Consider the following 19648-nt stretch of genomic DNA (forward strand, 5'->3'; position numbering starts at 1 on the left):
ATAGAGTTATAATTTATACATTATTGTGGCACTTTGCGGTGCGGCATCTATGGTTGTGTCATCAAAAATCCTTATGCCGCTGCTGTTTATCACTCCACATTCCGCCACTATTGTGTATCTGCCTTTCGGGATGTTGATGGTCTGTGAAGTCTTTGAAGAGTTGAGGATTACGATAATGTCTTTCCATTGGTCGCCGCCGGCATGATCTTTCAGACGGAATGCCACGGTGCCCTTCGGACTGTCAATAAACTCGAGATGCTTCCTTACATCGTCGGCATCGCCCATGCGGAAGGCGGGGTGGTCGAGGCGCAGGTGTATGAGAGAGCTGTAGTAGTTGAACACCTGCGGATATTTGTTCAGATTGTCCCAGTCAAGATGGTTTATCGAGTCGGGAGAATTGTAGCTGTTATGTACACCCTTCTTGTTGCGTAGCATCTCCTCGCCCGACAGGATGAAAGGCACGCCCTGCGATGTGAGCACGGCGGTCTGTGCAAGAAGGTCGAGTTTGATAAGTTCATCTTCCGTGATGCCGGGGATGCTTGCCCTGAGTCTGTCGGTGAGACACATGTCATCATGGCAGCTCACGTAGCTCACCATCTGCGTGGGAGCGTTTGCCCATGGTTCCTTACTATAGTTCACCTTCTTCATGTCAATCTGCGGATGACTTATTGCACCTGCAATGCCAAACTTGATGCTTTCCTCCATATCAGGCACACCGGCAAGAAAACCGCCCTTATGGTCGTCATTGAACGGACCACGCAGAGCGTCGCGCATGTCGTCACAGAATGCACCGATGCCATAGAGTTGCTTTGTGTTGGCTTTCATTGCGAGTTGTTCGGTGGGCAGAGCACATCCGCCTGCGCTCCATCCCTCACCATATATATATATTGACGGGTCGATCTTGTTCACCTCATGACGGATGAGGTTCATCGTTTCGATATCGTGCACGCCCATCAGATCGAAGCGGAAGCCGTCGATGTGATACTCTTGTATCCAATATTTCACGCTCTCAAGCATATATTCCCTCATCAGAGGCTTCTCGGATGCCGTTTCGTTGCCGCAGCCGGAGCCGTCGGAATATTTGCCGTCAGTGGTCTTGCGATAGAAATAGTCGGGATAGACACGTTGGAAGTTGCTGTTTTCGATATCGAAGGTATGGTTGTAGACCACATCGAGTATAACTCTTATACCGGCTTTGTGGAGGGCTTGCACCATTTGCTTGAATTCCTTTATGCGCACTTCGGGGCTGAAAGGATCTGTGGAATAGCTGCCCTCGGGCACATTATAGTTCTTTGGATCGTAGCCCCAGTTGTATTGCGGTATAAAGAGTCTGGTCTCGTCGACAGACGCATAGTCGAACGAAGGCAGGATATGTATGGCGTTTACACCAAGTTTTTTCAGATAGTCGATAGCCCGTTGTTCGGTGAGGGCAAGGTATTTGCCTCTGTTCATCAGTCTCGATGAAGGATCTATAGAGAAGTCACGATGATGTAACTCGTATATCACAAGGTCTGTTGGCGATGCGATGTCCGGTCGCTTGTCGAGTGTCCATCCTTTCGGATCGGTGCTGCTCATGTCAATGATTGCCGCACGGTTGCCATTCACTCCGACAGCCTTTGCGAAAAGTCCCGGACATTCTCCGTTGCCTGTATCGAAAGTATAGAACTTGCCTTTCAAGTCGCCCTTAACCGTGGCTTGCCATTTGTTGCCACCTGCGTTTTTCATCTTGATGATTTTGACGGCATTCTTGGCATCCGCCTTGTCATATATGCGCAGTGTGACAGTTTGTGGCGCATTAAGCGTGAATGCCGTTTTGTCTTTAGCGTATTGCATCTCGTTGAACACTTTCTGTGCAATCAGATGATGTGCCACAAATGTGCCGAAAATCATTGTCAAGAGTATTTTTCTCGTATTCATTTCCGTTTATTTACTGTTCAAAATCTATTTAGCCATTAGCGATATGGCGAATCCACCGCCGCGGGCTTCTTTTATTTTAAGCACGTCACCTTTCTTTATAGTGCGGTGAGATATGCGGTATGCCTTGGGGTTCTTTTCGTAGTCGGCATCGGGAGCATCCTGATAGATTGCGCAGTCGTAACGTTTACCCTTGTCGAGGAAGTCGAATTTCACAACAGCAGTGTGAACTTCTTCTCCTGTCTTGCCGCCTACAAACCAGTTGTCGGTGCCTTTTGCCTTGCGAGCCACGGTGATGTATTTTGCCGGTTCTGCTTCAAGATAGCGAGAGTCGTCCCAATCGCAAGCCACGTCGCGTATGAATTGGAAGGCATCGTCATATTTCTCATAGTGTTCAGGCAGATCGGCTGCCATTTGCAACGGACTGTACATTACGAGATACAGAGACAACTGTCCGCAGAGCGTGGAGTGAACAAAGCTTGGGTTCTGGCTCCAATCAGATAGTTTTGTCTCGAATATGCCCGGGGTATAGTCCATAGGTCCTCCTTGAAGGCGGGTGAATGGCAGCATCACGGTGTGGTAGGGCACGCTGCCTCCGAATGCCTCGTACTCCGTACCGCGTGCGCTCTCGTTGCCAACTAAGTTGGGCCAAGTGCGGCAGATGCCTGTTGGTCGGGTTGCTTCATGGGCGTTCACCATGATGTGGTGTTTTGCAGCCTCTTCCACTACACGCTGATAGTGGTTGTTCATGAGCTGGCTATAGTGGTATTCGCCTCGTGGAATTATGTCTCCCACGTAACCGGTCTTCACGGCGTCATAGCCATACTTGTTCATCAGGCGGAAAGCGTTTTCAAGATGACGCTCGTAGTTGAGCACGGAAGCGGAAGTCTCGTGGTGCATCATTAGCTTGACGCCTTTGGAGTGGGCATATTCGTTGAGATATTTGATGTCGAAGTCAGGGTAGGGAGTAACGAAGTCGAATACGTCGAGTTTCTGATGTCCGAACCAGTCTTCCCAACCTGTGTTCCAACCCTCTACGAGTACTTCCTGCAGACCGTTCTTTGCGGCAAAGTCAATGTATCGTTTCACTTCAGATGTCGTTGCTCCATGTGTGCCGTTAGGCTTGCATTTCGAATAATCTGTCACGCCCAAGCGAACCGACGGGTAGTCGTCGGTGTAGCTCCATGTCTTGGTGCCCACTATCATGTTCCACCATACACCGCAATACTTTGTAGGATGAATCCATGATGTGTCTTCAATCTTGCAAGGTTCGTTCAGGTTTAGTGTGAGCTTGCAGGAGAGCATGTCGCGTGCGTCATCGCTGACAAGCACTGTGCGCCACGGAGTGTTGAAAGGTGTCTGTATGAAGCCTTTTCTCCCCACTGCGTCAGGTGTCAGCCACGATTCAAAAGTCAGTGTCTCCTCGTTGAGATTCAGGTGCATCGTAGGATAGTCAATGCAGGCAGCCTCATGGATATTTATGTATAGACCATCGTTGGTCTTCATCTGTAGCGAGGTCTGTACTCCGGTGTCAGAGAACACGGTGGTGGAAGAGTTACTCTTGTATTTCTCGCGGTCGCGGCTGATAACGTCCTTAATGCCCGTGAGAGGTGTAATCTGATATTCGTACTCCTGTGTGTCGTAGTCGCCCGGTATCCAATAAGCCGTGTGGTTGCCGTTCATGGCAAACTGTGTGTGCTCTTCTTTGATGACGAAATAGTTGAGCTCCTGCTGTTGCGGAAACTCATATCTTAGTCCCATGCCATAGTCGTAAACACGAAACCTGATTGTTATGTTCCTACTTGTAGACGGTTGGTTGAGGTCTATTTGCATCTCGTTGTAATTGTTGCGTATGGTTGCCGTTTCGCCCCATACCGGTTTCCATGTCTCATCGAATGTTGAGATATTGTGGCTCGTCTCCTTAAAACCGTCCATAAGGTCGGTTTCCTGCATGAACTTCGAGGCATGTTTGTCTTTGGCGAGTTTCAATCCGAGGTGTGACGGCTTGCATACCGTCTTACCCTTGTAAGTCATCTCATAAGTAGGCTGCCCGCTCTCAGAGAGCGAGAATTTTACCGTGACATTTCCGTTTGGCGAGGTTACTGTTTGTGCCATAGCCAAAAGAGGCAGCAATGCAAATGCTAATAATGATATTCTCTTCATATTAATAGTCTTTGTATTTTACCTTATCTTAATCAGATCCTTAATATTGTCATTATATTCCTTATTGGCAATAAGTTCCTCAATATTGACGTGCATACGGTAACGCCAATAGTGGCGAGGATTGGCAGGAATGTTTATGCGCTCGGCATCGGCGTCAGCAAGGCGTAACTTTTCGTCAATGGCAAACCAGTCTTGCAGAGACAATATACAGAGCATTGAAGGACATTTCAGTTGGTTGACGATTATCTCTTTTGCCAACCATCCTGGCAGAGGATGAGGAGCACCGCCGGAACGATAAAGCTGTGAATGGTAGTAGTCCTGAGTTCGGTCATAATCTTCATCCCACCATTGACGTAGAGTAGGCATGTCGTGAGTGGACAGAGTGCAAACGCTGCGGTATGGATTCTTCCATAACTCGCCGAACCTCACGCACGGGTCTTTAGGCATCTGCTGCAGTTCAAGGCTAAGGATACGCAGCTCGTTCATTACCCATGCCACACAGTCTGGCACCATGCCGAGGTCTTCGGCACATACAAGCATGCGCGTTGCCTGAACAAGGACAGGCAGCTTTTTCATTGCCTCGCTATACCAGAAGTTGTTGTTGCGGCGATAGTAATAGTCGTTGTACAGACGATTGAACTTCTCTTTGTCAGAGTCCATAAGGGCTTCGTACATGAAGTTCAGTTGAGCCGTTATTCTTGGATGGAATTTGTTGCGGTCATTGTTGTCACGCACAAACAACACGTCTGCGGCAAGAGCATACAAACCGTCGCGGATCCAAATGTCGTCTGCAGAATCCTTTCCCTTGAAGGCTGCTTCAATCTTGCGCTCGGTGTCGTATTCGGGCTTCAGAGAGAATATGTCGTCATGTTCATGACTGAGGTATTTTTCTGTTACCTCATCAGCATGAGGACCAAACACGCGGTTTACCACCCAGCGGGCAATAAACGGTGTGGTGAACAGATGCTCTTGGAAGTGCAAGCCATAACCTTCGATCTCCTCGCGTGTCATCGCAAGCGACGGAGCAAACTGTCCGAGCAGACCATGCACGCATGTAGTAGGTATCGCCCAGATACGGAAGAATCCCAATACATGGTCTATGCGGTAGGCGTCAAAATATTTTGATATGTTCTGAAATCTTCTTATCCACCACTTGCAGCCATCCTCTATCATGCGTTGCCAGTTGTATGTAGGGAACCCCCAGTTCTGTCCGTTTATGGAGAAATCATCAGGTGGAGCGCCTGCTTGGGAATTCAAGTTGAAATACTGAGGTTCGTGCCATACGTCACATCCGTTGCGGTTCACGCCAATAGGAATGTCACCTTTTAATATAACACCTCTTGCCATGGCGTATTCGTGGGCAGAACGCATTTGGCTGTCAAGCACAAACTGCACGTAATAATAGAATGACACATCGTCAAACTCCTTGGATTTCGGATTGAGCAATATGCCGCGGTCTTGTTCATGCCATCTCTCATGTCCCTTCCATGAAGAGAAATCCGTATTGCCGAACGTGTCGCGCAGGTGGCAATATTGTGCGTATGGTACGAGCCAGTGTTCATTGTCTTTAAGAAAATTCTTAAAGTCGGACGACTTCAATATCTTCTCGCCTTCTTGATTAAATATGATACGCAGATATTCCGTCTTGGCATTGTTTACACGTTCGTAGTCAATCCGGCTTAGTGCATTTAGCTCTTTGCGCAAAGTTTCCATTTCGGTCGCCTTTTTCTTGTCCTTAACCTTAGGCAGTTGCCGCAAATCGGCATACTGGGGATGCAAGGCAAAGATGCTGATACATGAATAAGGGTAGGAGTCGGTCCAAGTATGAGTGGATGTGGTGTCGTTGATAGGCAACACTTGCAGTACTTTCTGTTCGGTTTCCGCCACCCAGTCTATCATCAGTTTCAAGTCACCGAAGTCCCCCACACCAAAACTGTCTTTGCTGCGCAGGGAGAATATGGGAACAAGAGTGCCGGCAAGTTTAGTGTTGCAAATCTCAAAAAAGGCTTGGTCCATTTCATATACACACACCTCGCCGTCATTTATATCCGGAATCTGTATTTCTCTGTTATAACCGGTTTCCCAAAGTACAGCTCCTTTATCGTTTACAGCAATGAATTTCAGTTCCGTTTCTTTCTCTTTGAACGTTTCAGCATCAATGTCAACTATCCACTCGTTATAGTTATGCTCGTACATCTTCAGAGCACGGTTGGCGTGCCAACAGCCAAGAGAGTTGCTTTTACCAGTAACATACAGCCGTTCGCCTTTCCTCAGTTGTGGCGCACGCACGATAAGCCGCAATACCTTCTTATATTTTGTTGCAGGAATATCCTCATGATGACGGCGGTTGACACAGTCGGTAAAGGCAGAACTATACAGATAAGAGTCGCATGGAATGTCAGTCCAACGGTTATACACCGTATATTCCTTGGCGCTGGTAGCGTTAAACTCCAGGCGATGAGAAATGGTCTGCCATTCATGGCGTAGTTCTCTGCCACTATTGTCAAGACTGTAAAAATAGTTTATAAGCACCGGATGCTTATCCAGTTCTATATCACACTGCCATGTTTTACCATCGGCAGTGTTCATGCCGTAAGATGTTGAGACGGACTCATTATCGGCAAGGATGTTCAAACGTAAGTCTTGCCCAAACTCAGTATCGTATTTTATAAAAAAATGTATTTTCATAGTTGCATGTATTTAGTCGTTTTACTTTTTTACCTTTATAAAACAAACGCTTATCGTTCCCAATAGAAGCATTATAGCAGCAACGAGCATCATGTTGTATTGATGAGAGCCGACAAGAGAAAGTAATGTCCCGCCAATAGCAGCCGCTACAATTTGAGGCAGACAGATTGTTCCGTTGAACAGACCGAGATAAGCTCCTTTGTGTCCGTAGCCTTCAAGAGCGTTGGTGACGAAAGCAAACGGCATGGCAAGCATTGCAGCCCAAGCACAACCTATGAGCAGGAACGGCATGATAAGCAAAGTCTTGTCAGCAATGAAAGGTAACATGGCAAAACCTGCAGCGCCAAGCAACAGACTTAAGGCGTATGCAAACTTTTCGCCTTTTATTCTTGGAAGAACCATAGCCCAGACAACGCTGCCGAGAGCTTGCCAGAAAAATAGGACCCCAACCCAGTTACCCGCCTCTTGGTAGGCGGCAGAAGAAACGTCGGTGGTGTGCCATACGGTGTCGGCAATAGTACCGTTTGTATAAGTCCACATATACATAAAAGCTGCCCAACAGAAGAATTGCACCAGTCCTACTTTCCAGAACATAGATGGAGCATTCTTGAGAAGCTCTATCCAATTGGCTTTATGTTCTTCAACTTCAGACTTACGCTCATTATATTCAGCATATTCTTTCGGATCCCATTCTTTTACGGTGAGTGTGGTGTAAAGCACACAGAGGATAAGAATGGCGGCGCCGATATAGAAGGAATAAATCACAGAATCAGGGATGACACCTTTGGGTGCCTCGTTAGCAATTCCTATAGCCGTGAAGAAAAAAGGAAACATGTAGCCGATAAGCGAACCGCTGTTGCACAAGAAACTTTGGATGGAGTAAGCAAGCGACTTCTGTTTCTCGTTCACCATGTCGCCGACAAGCATTTTGAACGGCTGCATTGCCATGTTGATGCTTGTATCAAGAAACATCAATGATATAAGTCCGAACACCATTGCAGTGCTGACAACCATGCCAAAGGAACCGGCATTTGGCAACAGGCACATTACGGCAACTGAAACAGCAGAACCAATAAACAAGTAAGGAATACGACGCCCGAAGCGACACCATGTGCGATCGCTAAGTGTACCTACGATAGGCTGCACGATAATGCCCATAAGTGGCGGCAGTATCCAAAAGTAACTCAGTGAATGAGGATCAGCCCCAAGAGTGGCGAATATTCTTGATATGTTGGCGCTTTGCAGGGCATAGGCAATCTGTACGCCAAAGAAACCGAAGCTAAGGTTCCATAGCTTCCAAAAACTCAAATCTTGTTTCTGTTTCATAGGTTATGTTATTTTTTATTTAGAATTCAGTGTTATTTCGTTTCGCTGTTATCAGGAGTTGTTTGATTTAGATGTTAATTCATAATTCCTAATTCCAAACTCCAAACTCTTCATTCTTAACTCCTAATTCATCTACTGCTTCCCCTAACGACAAGCCGTGTTCTTATCACTCGTTTTTCAATTTTGTCGAAAGGACTGATTCCTTCCACCTTATTAATAAGTATGTCGGCTGCCTCTCTACCAACCTCCACACCGCGTTGCTCCACGGTGGTAAGCTGTGGGTCGCATGCCACGGCACGTTCGCCGTTGGTAAAGCCACACACAGAAATGTCTTCGGGAATGCGCAGTCCCATACGCTTTGCCGTATACATTACGCCGATAGCCGTATCGTCGTTTACGCAAAAAAAGGCATCCGGGGGGGTAAATTTCTTTAAAATGGCAGGGGTAATATTCTCAGCGTCAGCACGATTATCACATTCAAATATCAATTGCTCATCCAGTTTCAATCCGGCTTTCAACAGGGCGTCCTTGTATCCGTTAAACCTGTTTTTGCCGATAACGGCGTTTCCTCTCATGCCATAGAATGCAATTCTTTTGCAACCGGTATTGATGAGATGCGTCACCGCATTGAATGCACCCATATAATCGTCTACGACAACGAGACTTGCACTCACTCCGGTGCATATCCTGTCGAAAAATACCAATGTCATTCCTTTTGCAATGAGTGATTTGAAATGATCGTATACTGTAGTAGCCTTTGCTTGCGACACGATGACTCCGCAAACTTGGTGAGCTTCGAACATCTGGCATAATTGCACTTCACGTTCATAACTTTCCTTGCTCATTGCTATGATGATACGGTAGTCGCGCTCAGAAGCTCTCTCTTCAATACCGGAGAGTACTGATGAAAAATAATAGTGGGTAAGTTCCGGAACGATAACGCCGATAATCTTAACAGGTTTCTTTTTTGAGAAACGGAGTGATTTGGCAATGTCGTTGGGGTAGAAATTATGCTCTGTGGCATATTTCTGTATGGCATCACGCTTATCTTCCCTGACACGTTTGTTTCCGCTAAGTGCACGAGATACAGTAGAAACGGATACTCCAAACTTCTCGGCAATATCCTTCATCGTTGTTGTCTGACTGTCGTTCATAGGTTACGTAGTAATTTCCGGGAACAAAGATATAGCAAACTTTTTAATGTTGTTACACACATACCATTCATTTTTGTTAAAGGTTTTGCAAACGTTTGCACTCGATAAATAAGATATTTATACGTGAACAAGTATTAACGTATAGTAATACATTCTATATTTGCAGCATAATAATACAATGCCTAAATAGTGAAACAAAACTTGGTAGATGAAAAATACATCGTAGAGATGCATTCCACATTATAATATATGCATAACTAACAATTTAATAACATAACTAAAAATTCAAACAGTAATGAAGCAAGTTAAATTCAAAAATGCTTTAAGGAGTGTTGCGTTGGCAGGCGGCTTATTCCTTACAGCAAGTGCCTTCGGACAGCAACTTGTCGTGAAGGGACATGTGAAAGACGCTTCTGGCGAACCCATTATCGGAGCAACCGTTCGTGTTGATGGCACAGATGGTGGAACGATAACGGATTTTGATGGAAACTTCTCTATCAAGGCTGATGCCAAGTCAGTAATCAAGGTTTCGTATATAGGCTACGAGACGGCATCTGTTAACGCAGGGCAAAGCATGAACATCATTCTACAGGAGCAGGGCGGCAACAGTCTGAACGAAGTTGTCGTAATCGGTTACGGCCGTGCCAAGAAAAATGACCTTACAGGTTCAGTTACAGCAATGAAACCGGATGAGATGAGTAAGGGTATCACCAATAACGCATCTGATATGCTCGTCGGCAAAATTGCAGGCGTTGATGTACAGACCACAGGTGGAGCTCCTGGAGCCGGTGCACAGATCAGAATCCGTGGTGGTGCATCTCTCTCCGCAAGCAACGACCCTCTATATGTAATCGATGGTCTGGTAATTGACAACAACACAGCAACGGGTATGAGTAATATTCTTGCCAATATTAATCCAAACGATATTGAGACATTCACTGTGTTGAAGAGTGCTTCGGCAACAGCCATCTATGGTTCTCGTGCCAGCAACGGTGTCATCATTATTACCACGAAGAAAGGACGTAACGGGCAGAAGCCTACTTTTACTTATAACGGAGACATCACTGTTTCTACGGCTCTCAAGAAATACGACGTTCTGAGTGGTAACGAGTATAGAGACCTCATAGAGTCTTTCGGACTCAGTCGTGACCTTCTTGGAGATGCCAATACCGATTGGCAGGATGAGATTCTGCGCACAACGGTATCTACAAATCACAGCATCAGTATGCAGGGTGGACTGAAGAATATGCCTTACCGCGTGAGTGCCGGCTATAATATCGGCAACGGTATCTTGAAGACAAGTTGGATGCGTCGTTTCAATGCGAGCGTGAATCTTGCACCTTCGTTCTTCGACAAGCACTTGAACTTCAACTTCACAGCCAAGTATATGTATGAGAAAGACCGCTATGCCGATAGTGGTGCCATAGGAGCGGCTCTTGCAATGGATCCTACACGTCCCGTGCGTGTGTCTGACCCGGAATACAGTGTGGTGGGCGGCTACTATCAGACATTGGTAAATGCTTCTTATAGTGATCCAGAATGGAAGAAGACTTCATATTCACAGACACCGCAGAACCCCGTGGCTATGTTGAACAACAAGTATTGTCTTGCCAATTCCCATGACTATAGCGGCAATGCTGAGGTAGATTATAAGATTCATGGATTTGAAGACCTGCATATACACGCAAGTCTTGGAGCTCAGTACACCGCGACCGATCAGGAAACCGACATCAGCCGCACTTCCTATAGCAACAACTATTACGGACGTCAGGAATTATTGACATACTATAAGTATAACATCGTAGGTAGCGCATACGCTCAGTATATGCATGAATTCGGCAACCATGACGTTGACATCATGGCAGGTGCAGAACAGTCGCACTACCACCGTTCCGGTATTGATAACATGGGTTATGGTATAGACCCTGTGACAGGTGACCGTTTTGATGAGAAAACAAGAAAGGATAGAGAATGGGCAACACATAATTCTCTCGTTTCTTATTTCGGACGATTAAACTATAACTTCCTTGACCGCTACCTCGTTACTGCAACGTTCCGTGCTGACGGCTCTTCTCGCTTTAAGAAGGGTCATAAGTGGGGCTATTTCCCGTCAGCGGCCGTAGCCTGGAAGATTAGCAGCGAGCCGTTCATGAAGAACGCCAAATGGCTCAACGACTTGAAACTTCGCTTTGACTGGGGTAAGACCGGTCAGCAGAATGGTATCGATGATTTCTCATATGTTCCGGTATACGTAAAGGGCGACCAATATTCACAGTATTCTTTCGGTGATACGTATTACTATACCATGCGTCCCAACAAGTATAACGAGAAACTTACTTGGGAAAAGACCGAGACATGGAATGTCGGTTTGGACTTCGCTGCCCTCAATAACAGATTTACTTTCTCTATCGACGGATATATTCGCAATACAAAGGATCTATTGGCTAAAGTGGCAACAGAGGCTGGAGTAACTTTGGGCGACAACCTCATACAGAATGTCGGTTCGCTGCGCAACTACGGTCTTGAACTCTCGTTTGATGTTAAACCGATAGTTACAAAAGACTTCACTTGGGACCTCACATATAACGTGGGCTGGAACAAGAACAAGATTACTGCTCTCAATGCCGGCGATCGCGATTGGGTTTGGGTAGACGGCACTAATGCTGCACGTGGCAACGATACCAAGCTACAGCGTAACAAGGTGGGTGAGCCTATTAACTCTTTCTTTGTTTACCAGCAGGTTTATGACGAGAACGGCAAACCTATCGAGGGTGTTTACGTAGACCGCGACGGCAACGGCGTTATCGACGATGGAGACCGCTACTACTATAAGAGTCCTGCAGCTGATGTTATCATGGGTCTTACATCTAAGTTCCTCTACAAAAACTGGGATCTCAGCTTCTCGCTCAGAGCTTCTCTCGGCAATTATGTTTACTACCATGCTCTTGCCAATAGTGCTATCGTTTGCGAACAGGGATTGCGCCGTCAGGCAGGTGCCTTCTCAAATGTGATATCCGATGCCGTATCTCTCGGATTTACCGGTCAGACAGCTGCAATGAACAGTATCAGCGACTACTTTATCCGCAATGCTTCATTCTTGAAGTGTTCCAATATTACTTTGGGTTACACCTTCCCTGCACTGCTTAAGTATTCCGGACAGGATTACTTCTCCGGTCGTGTTTATTTCACGGTGCAGAATCCGTTCATCATTACCAAGTACAAAGGTCTTGACCCGGAAGTGGCTAATGGTGTTGACAAGGATCCTTATCCGCGTCCAATCAGCTTCCAGCTTGGTGTGAACTTTAATTTCTAAGATACAAGTGGATAAGGAAATTAATTCGTCAAATAAATAAAAACGACAATAATTATGAAACATATAGTATTGAAAAGTGCGGCATTGGCTTTCCTTACATTCGGAACAATGTCTTGTGCCGATGACTTGAATATATCTCCAATAGACCCTAAGACTTCTCCTACATACAATGTAGAGGAACTGCTTGCCAAACAATATGGTACGTTGGGACTTACAGGGCAGAAAGGTCCTGACGGCGACGGCGATATGAGCGGTAATGAGGGTGAGAGCGGTTACTACCGCACAGTGTTTAACCTCAACGAACTCAACTCCGACGAGATACTCTGGGCATGGCAGGACAACGAGGATATGGCACCTATCACTAACATGGCATGGACCTCGGCTTCTACACGTGTAAACTGGTGCTATCAGCGTTTGGCTTACGATATAACGCTTCACAACCAGTTTATCAGTGAGCAGACAGGCAAACTCTCAGACGACCAGATTGCAGAGATTCGTTTCTTGCGCTGTCTGAACTATTATCAGTTCCTCGACCTCTTCCACAGAGCTCCGTTCAAACTTGAGTTCAATGGCGAACTGCCGGGAGAAAAGGCTGGTATCGACCTGTATAAATGGATTGACGAAGAGCTGACCACTATCGAACCTATGATGAAAGAAGTGGGTACTTATTGTAATAGCAGTGATTTTGGTCGTGCCGACCGCGGTGCAGCATACGCCCTTCATGCACGTCTCGCTTTGAACGCCATGGTTTATACCGACGGGCAGATAAACGATTACAAGAAGGCCAAGGACTATTGCGATAAAATCTTTGAAAGCAATGCTTACGACCTTTGTAAGGTTACAAAGAACGGCTACACAGGTTATCAGCAGCTCTTTATGGCAGACAACGACGAGAACCCGGAGGCTATGAAAGAGATAATCTTCCCTATCCGTCAAGATGGTGCAAAGACCCGTAACCACGGTGGTTCGACTATGCTTATCAACGGTTCTCGTTGCGATGGTATGCCTTATTATTATCAGGTCAACCCATGGCAGTGTATCTTCGCACGTAAAGACCTCGTTGCCAAGTTCTTGCCGTCTCTCGATGTTGTAAATTCAGACAACGATGCCTGCAAGGCAGCTTACGAGCAGTATTTGAAAGACAACAATCTCGATGCCTCTAAACTTACTGAGGCTGATGTCCTTCGGATGGATAAAGTGCTCGGTGGTAGCACAGAAGAATTTTTAGACAAGGCGGGCGACGACCGTGCTCTTCTCTATGGTGGCTTTGGTGGTGGCGTGCGCCGCTTGTCTCCGGACAAGATGATCAAGAACTTCTTCGACGGACTGTCTATCGTGAAGTGGTCAAATGTTCGTTCGGACGGTGCTGCCGTTCATGGCGACAATTTCTGCGATACGGATATTCCTCTCTTCCGTTTGGGCGAGATTTATCTTACCCGTGCAGAAGCTCGCTATCGTCTTAATGATAAGGAAGGTGCGCTGAAGGATATTCAGGAGTTGCAGGGGCGTGCTCACAGGAAAAATGTGGCACAGTCTGTAGACCTCAACCTTATCCTCGATGAGTGGTGCCGCGAGTTCTATCTCGAAGGACGTCGCCGCAGCGACCTCGTACGTTTCGGACTCTATACAAGCAGTCAGTATCTGTGGAGCTTCAAGGGCGGTCAGCCTAACGGAGTGGGTGTTGACGCTCACTATAATGTATATCCTATACCTGCCAATGAGATTGCCGGGAACAAGAACTTACATCAAAATCCTAAATATTAATTCCAAGTACGGTGAATTGATAACATGTTTTAATAATTAAAGAATACGTATCATGAAATATATAAATAAATTGATGATGCTTACGTTGCTCGTTATGCCGTTTTTGTTTGCATCTTGCGACAAAGACGATGACAGCAACCCTACGCTTGACTTGAGCCATGTGGCAGAGGGCTTCGTGCTTAACACTCCGGCGTATGCAGGCAATACATACGACCTTGCCAATTCAGACGGCGTTCAGCTTACATGTACCCAACCAGACTATGGCGACGGGGTTCCATACATTGTGCGCTATTTCGTGCAAGTGTCTATAGATCCCACATTTGCCGGGGGCAACAAGGATGCAAAGTTCACAGAACTTTCAACATCTTTCACTACGGCAAAGATGCTTGCCAATGCCCGTGAGATGAACGATGCTTTGGTGGATTTGTATCAGGCTGCTAATCCTGATGCAGATATTCCTTCTTCCATGCCTGTTTATGTAAGGTTGCGAGCCATTATTGACGGTTCTATGATAGAGAACTTGGGCGAGACCTACTCTAACGTTATTACACTGCAGTCTGTACGTGCTGAGTATCAGGCTCCTGATGTGGAGTATCCTGCATGTCTTTACGTTGTCGGCTCTTCTATCCAGAACGCATGGAGCAGTTGGAAACAAGTGTCTGCCGTTTACGGATTGCCCGGACAGTATTACACCGTGGTTTATGTGCCGGACGGCGGTTCATTCAAGTGGGGTACATACGAGAGTGATTGGCGCGGATACTCTCGCATCACCGTTGACGACAAGGCAGGTGCCGGTGTTTCCGATAACGCGGACGACAATCTTGTTATTGCCAAAGGGGGATGGTATACTCTCCACTTCGAGGGAACAATGAGTGCCGACAAGAAGAGCATTAGCTATACTCTGCATATCCAGCCTGCCGAGGCTTACATCATGGGTGCTGCTGCCGGCGGCGCTTGGGACGAGGCTAATGCGGCTTGGGCACTACAGGCTCCTGCCGACCAGACTGGAGAGTGGGTTTCTCCTGCATTCGCCGGCAGTGGTGAGCTGCGCGCTTACATCCGCGTTCCCGGATTGGAGTGGTGGCGTACAGAGTTCACTCTCTACAAAGGTAATGTGTTCTATCGCAAAGATAATATCGTTGATAACTGGGCTTCCAATGTGGGCGAAGAATATTCTGTAAACTGCTCGCCGGGTCAGAAACTATATATCAATTTCGACAAGAACACCGGTGAGGTGAAATAAGATTGAAGAAATGAAGTGTAGAAAGAGGATTATAAGTCTTATATATCCTATAATTCTTATCGATGTGTAAGTCTTGTAACCCTCTTAAAAAGAATAAAAAATAGAACAACAATGAAAAAGACATTATTATATAGTTTGGCGGCTTTTGTTGGTCTGACCTTCGCAAGCTGCAACGGTGACTACGATGACTGGACTGCTCCTCAGGGGTGGGGGCAGGAGGATGCCATTACTTTACCCGGCTTTAGTGCTACTGTCGTAGCCGGTAACATAGACCTTGCCAATCCCGGTCAGGATGTTAAGGTGTTCACACTTTCCGAGGCGGCTTTGCCGGAGGGTACGGAACTTAATAAGACTCGCATGATAATAACACCTACAGGCGAGGCTGTTTACAACTTGCCTCAGACCATAGAGGTTAACAACGACGGAGCAGTGGATAGCACAGCTCTTCAGACAGCAGTTGTGAAGGCATATGGCAAGCGTCCTGAAGCCCGTCCGTTCAAGGCTCATATCTATTCTGATGTAATGGCAAACGGTCAGGCTCTGTTGGTTGATGCAGGCGAGATAGATATCAATGTAGTTCCAAAGGCTCCGTTCATATCCAAGGCTTATTATTTCATAGGCGACTTCAATGGCTGGACATCGGATGTGACAGAACTTGTGAAGTATAAATTCACACATTCTGGCGTTGATGTTTACGAAGACCCCATCTTCACCTATACTGTGACTACAACCAATGCAAACCAGTGCTGGAAGATTATTCCTCAAGAGAATATCGACGCTAACAATGTTTGGGCACAGGGTGTTGTAGGCACCGTAAGGGACGGCTCAACCGACACAGAAGGTGCGCTCGTGACAGAGAACCCGCAGGCAGGTAAGTTTGCAGAGCCGGGCACTTATGTCGTGACTCTTAATATGCTTGACTACACATATACAGTCACAAAAGTAGACACTTATTATATGGTAGGCGGTGTTTACGGTTGGAATGCTGATGCAGCGTCAAAACTTGCCTTCTACAATGAAAGTGGCTCTAAAGCTTCTATAACCACTCAGTGGACCGGTGATGCAAACTTGAAGATTTGGAACCGTGACAACATCGGCAACTGGGATGTTGCTTGGGGTAGCGTTACGGATGGTGCAACTGATGCAGAGGGTGACCTCATCAATAGTGGTGCCAATGCCTTTGTTTGTCCGGAGAAAGGGGCTTACTATACTCTGACTATCGATATGGCTGCAAAGAAATATTTCTGGACAAAACTCGACAATCAGGAACCTCAGGCTTACACCACTGTAAGTCTTATCGGTGGTTTCAATAATTGGGGCGGAGATGTTGATATGCAGCAGACTGCTTCACACAACTGGTACGTAAGACATACGTTCAATGCAGGCACAGAAATGAAGTTCCGTTCTAACCACGATTGGAGTTCTACCAACTGGGGTGGCAAGGCAGAGTCTCTTGCAGGTATGATATATGCTGCCGAAACCGGTGGTGATAACCTTAATGTTGCTGCTGGAACATACGATATCTACTTCAATGATATTACCGGCAAGTTCCTCTTCGTTGAGGTTAAGTAAGCATTCTTTTTATTTGGTTGATATATGAAGTTATAAGAGAGTGCTTGCAGTCTAAAGAGGACGGGGCGTGTCAAAACTAAAATGACCTCTCCGAAAAGTTACAGATGATATCTCTGCAGAACCTAAAAGGGTCGTGTCAAACTCTGTTTTGAGTGATGATACGACTCTTTTTTATAAACCTATAATTTCAAAAAATCGTTGAACTCATTTTGATTAAACCCCAATCGGTCTAATGACAGATAGGGGTTTAATCTGTCGGCAGAATTATTGATTGTAAGACAGCGATGATTACATTTTCAAAAGGTGTCCTTTCAGCATGTAAAACATGACCTTTTACCTTCTAAAAGGTTACCTTTAGCACGCCAAAAGGTCGTCTTTTGCAAAGCAGTAGGGAACCGGTGAAAACTGTAAGCAATGCCCCTTTGTATCTGACAAATCGTAAGCATTTGCCTTGAAGAGATACTAGTAATTCCGCTGACGATTGTATCATATATTTGTAGTTTCATTTCATGTCGCTTTTATATGAGTATGGCTGTGTACCATACATGGCATAAAAAACACGGGAAGTATTTGGTTGTTTCATGTAAAATTCATATCTTAGCCAACGTAAAAGAAGCAAAGACTTATGGCAAATTATATACGATTTGATTGGGCGATGAAGCGTATGCTTCGTAATAAAGCCAATTTCGGTGTTCTTGAAGGACTGTTGACAACGTTGCTCAGAGAAAAAATAACCATCCGTCACATGCTTGAAAGTGAAAGCAATCAAGAAGAAGAGTACGACAAGTACAATCGTGTGGATATGCTGGCGGAAAACTCTAAGGGTGATCTGATACTGGTAGAGGTGCAGAACAATAATGAGTTCGCTTATTTTCAGCGCATGCTTTTCGGAACATCCAAACTCATCACAGAGTATATTAGTCGCGGAGAGGGATACGATAAGATAAGGAAAGTGTACAGTGTAAACATTGTTTATTTCTCACTCGGTCATGGAACTGATTATGTATATCATGGCACTACCGAGTTCAGAGGAATACATGATAACGACATTCTGCAGCTGTCACCATTTCAGATGGAAAAATTCAAGGAGACAGAGGTTTGCAAACTCTTTCCCGAATACTATGTATTAAAGGTCAATGACTTCAACCGTCTTGCCAAAACACCGCTCGATGAATGGATTTACTATCTGAATACAGGTAATATTCCGGACGAATCAAATGCTCCCGGACTTGAAGAGGCAAGGCAGCGGTTGCTGCTTGACCGCATGACAAAAGACGAACTTGCCGCTTATTATAGGCACCTTGATAACATAGTGATATTGCGTGACAATATAACGACAGAACGTGCTGAAGGAAGAGCCGAAGGAAGAGCTGAAGGAAGAGCAGAAGGAAGGGTCGAGGGGGAAGCCGAAGGACGTAACAAGGAGAAGAAAGATATCGCCCGTAAAATGAAGGTTTTGGGTATTGACACGGCAACGATAGTGGGAGCTACAGGATTGAGCGAAAGCGATATTTCTGCATTATAATGTCGTTGAAGAAGCTGGGAAATGAATAAACTTGTGACCATACTCGGACCAACGGCAAGTGGAAAGACATCTATTGCCGCCGCGTTTGCAGCGGAGACGGGAGCCGAGATAATAAGCGGAGACAGTCGTCAGGTATACAGGCGCATGGATATAGGAACGGGAAAAGACCTTGCCGACTATGTCGTGGATGGCAGGAAAATACCATATCACCTTATCGATATAGTAGAACCGGGAACCAAATACAATCTGTTTCAATATCAGCAGGATTTCTTACGGGTATACGAAGACTTGACATCACGTGGTGTATTGCCTATACTGTGTGGCGGTACGGGACTGTACATAGAATCTGTGCTCGGCGGTTACAGACTGATGCCGGTTCCCGAGAACAAGGCGTTGCGCGAAAGCCTTTCGGACAAGACGCTGGCGGAACTTGCCGTGATTCTTGAAAGACTGAAGAAAGAAAACAATTCGAAAATGCACAACACCACCGATGTGGATACCGTGAAGCGTGCGATACGTGCAATAGAGATAGAGACATATTATAAGACTGTTCCTGTAGGAGAGCGCAGCTTCCCCGATATCCCTTATATTATAATAGGTGTGGATATTCCGCGCGACGAGCGTAGACGGAAGATTACACAGCGCTTAAGGCAAAGGTTGGATGAAGGCATGGTGGACGAGGTCAAGGCGTTGCTGGATAGCGGAATAAGACCGGAAGACCTTATATATTACGGGTTGGAGTATAAGTTTGTTACGGAGTATATCATGGGACGGCTTTCGTTCAATGAGATGTATTGTTCGCTCGAAACGGCGATACATCAGTTCGCAAAGCGGCAGATGACATGGTTCCGCGGCATGGAGCGACGTGGCTTTCATATAAACTGGATTGATGCGATGATGCCCATGGAGGACAAGGTCGGCATGATATTGGACATCTGTAAACGGCAGGACAATGCGGATAATCTGCAATAAGACATATAACATTA

11 protein-coding genes are annotated in these 19648 nt (G+C 46.0%); 6 read left to right on the plus strand and 5 right to left on the minus strand.

Annotation, left to right across the window (positions count from 1 at the left end):
- Window positions 1-6 precede the first annotated feature (6 nt).
- The 5 genes from pulA to HPS54_RS02150 all read right to left on the minus strand — a co-directional run bounded on the left by pulA (window position 7) and on the right by HPS54_RS02150 (window position 9245).
- Window positions 7-1917, minus strand: coding sequence for a type I pullulanase (pulA, locus tag HPS54_RS02130; protein ID WP_172343828.1), 1911 nt, complete (start codon window positions 1915-1917; stop codon window positions 7-9).
- A 24-nt stretch (window positions 1918-1941) separates the two neighbouring features.
- Complete coding sequence (locus HPS54_RS02135) at window positions 1942-4077, minus strand: glycoside hydrolase family 97 protein (RefSeq protein ID WP_172343829.1); 2136 nt, start codon at window positions 4075-4077, stop codon at window positions 1942-1944.
- Between the two features lie 18 nt (window positions 4078-4095).
- Window positions 4096-6765 carry a 4-alpha-glucanotransferase gene (locus HPS54_RS02140; RefSeq protein WP_172343830.1) on the minus strand — a complete coding sequence of 890 codons (2670 nt, stop codon included), beginning with the start codon at window positions 6763-6765 and terminating at the stop codon, window positions 4096-4098.
- Window positions 6766-6786: 21 nt separating this feature from the next.
- Window positions 6787-8091: an MFS transporter gene (locus HPS54_RS02145; protein WP_172343831.1), complete on the minus strand. Its 1305-nt coding sequence runs from the start codon at window positions 8089-8091 to the stop codon at window positions 6787-6789.
- Window positions 8092-8219: 128 nt separating this feature from the next.
- Entirely contained in the window at window positions 8220-9245 is a 1026-nt protein-coding gene (locus HPS54_RS02150) for a LacI family DNA-binding transcriptional regulator (protein ID WP_172343832.1), read from the minus strand.
- Window positions 9246-9540: 295 nt separating this feature from the next.
- Here HPS54_RS02150 and HPS54_RS02155 point away from each other — a divergent pair, with 295 nt between their 5' ends.
- From HPS54_RS02155 to miaA, 6 genes are all read left to right on the plus strand, one after another.
- Window positions 9541-12558, plus strand: coding sequence for a SusC/RagA family TonB-linked outer membrane protein (locus tag HPS54_RS02155; protein ID WP_172343833.1), 3018 nt, complete (start codon window positions 9541-9543; stop codon window positions 12556-12558).
- Between the two features lie 54 nt (window positions 12559-12612).
- On the plus strand, window positions 12613-14322 hold the full coding sequence (susD, locus tag HPS54_RS02160) for a starch-binding outer membrane lipoprotein SusD (RefSeq protein ID WP_172343834.1): 1710 nt from the start codon (window positions 12613-12615) through the stop codon (window positions 14320-14322).
- Window positions 14323-14374: 52 nt separating this feature from the next.
- Window positions 14375-15565: a SusF/SusE family carbohydrate-binding protein gene (locus HPS54_RS02165; protein ID WP_172343835.1), complete on the plus strand. Its 1191-nt coding sequence runs from the start codon at window positions 14375-14377 to the stop codon at window positions 15563-15565.
- 111 nt (window positions 15566-15676) lie between these two features.
- Window positions 15677-17137 carry an Outer membrane protein SusF domain-containing protein gene (locus HPS54_RS02170; RefSeq protein WP_172343836.1) on the plus strand — a complete coding sequence of 487 codons (1461 nt, stop codon included), beginning with the start codon at window positions 15677-15679 and terminating at the stop codon, window positions 17135-17137.
- 625 nt (window positions 17138-17762) lie between these two features.
- On the plus strand, window positions 17763-18662 hold the full coding sequence (locus tag HPS54_RS02175) for an Rpn family recombination-promoting nuclease/putative transposase (RefSeq protein WP_172343837.1): 900 nt from the start codon (window positions 17763-17765) through the stop codon (window positions 18660-18662).
- 21 nt (window positions 18663-18683) lie between these two features.
- Window positions 18684-19634 carry a tRNA (adenosine(37)-N6)-dimethylallyltransferase MiaA gene (miaA, locus tag HPS54_RS02180; protein WP_172343838.1) on the plus strand — a complete coding sequence of 317 codons (951 nt, stop codon included), beginning with the start codon at window positions 18684-18686 and terminating at the stop codon, window positions 19632-19634.
- Window positions 19635-19648: the final 14 nt, after the last annotated feature.

This window comes from Xylanibacter caecicola (genome assembly GCF_013166515.1).
Classification (GTDB): Bacteria; Bacteroidota; Bacteroidia; order Bacteroidales; family Bacteroidaceae; genus Prevotella; species Prevotella caecicola.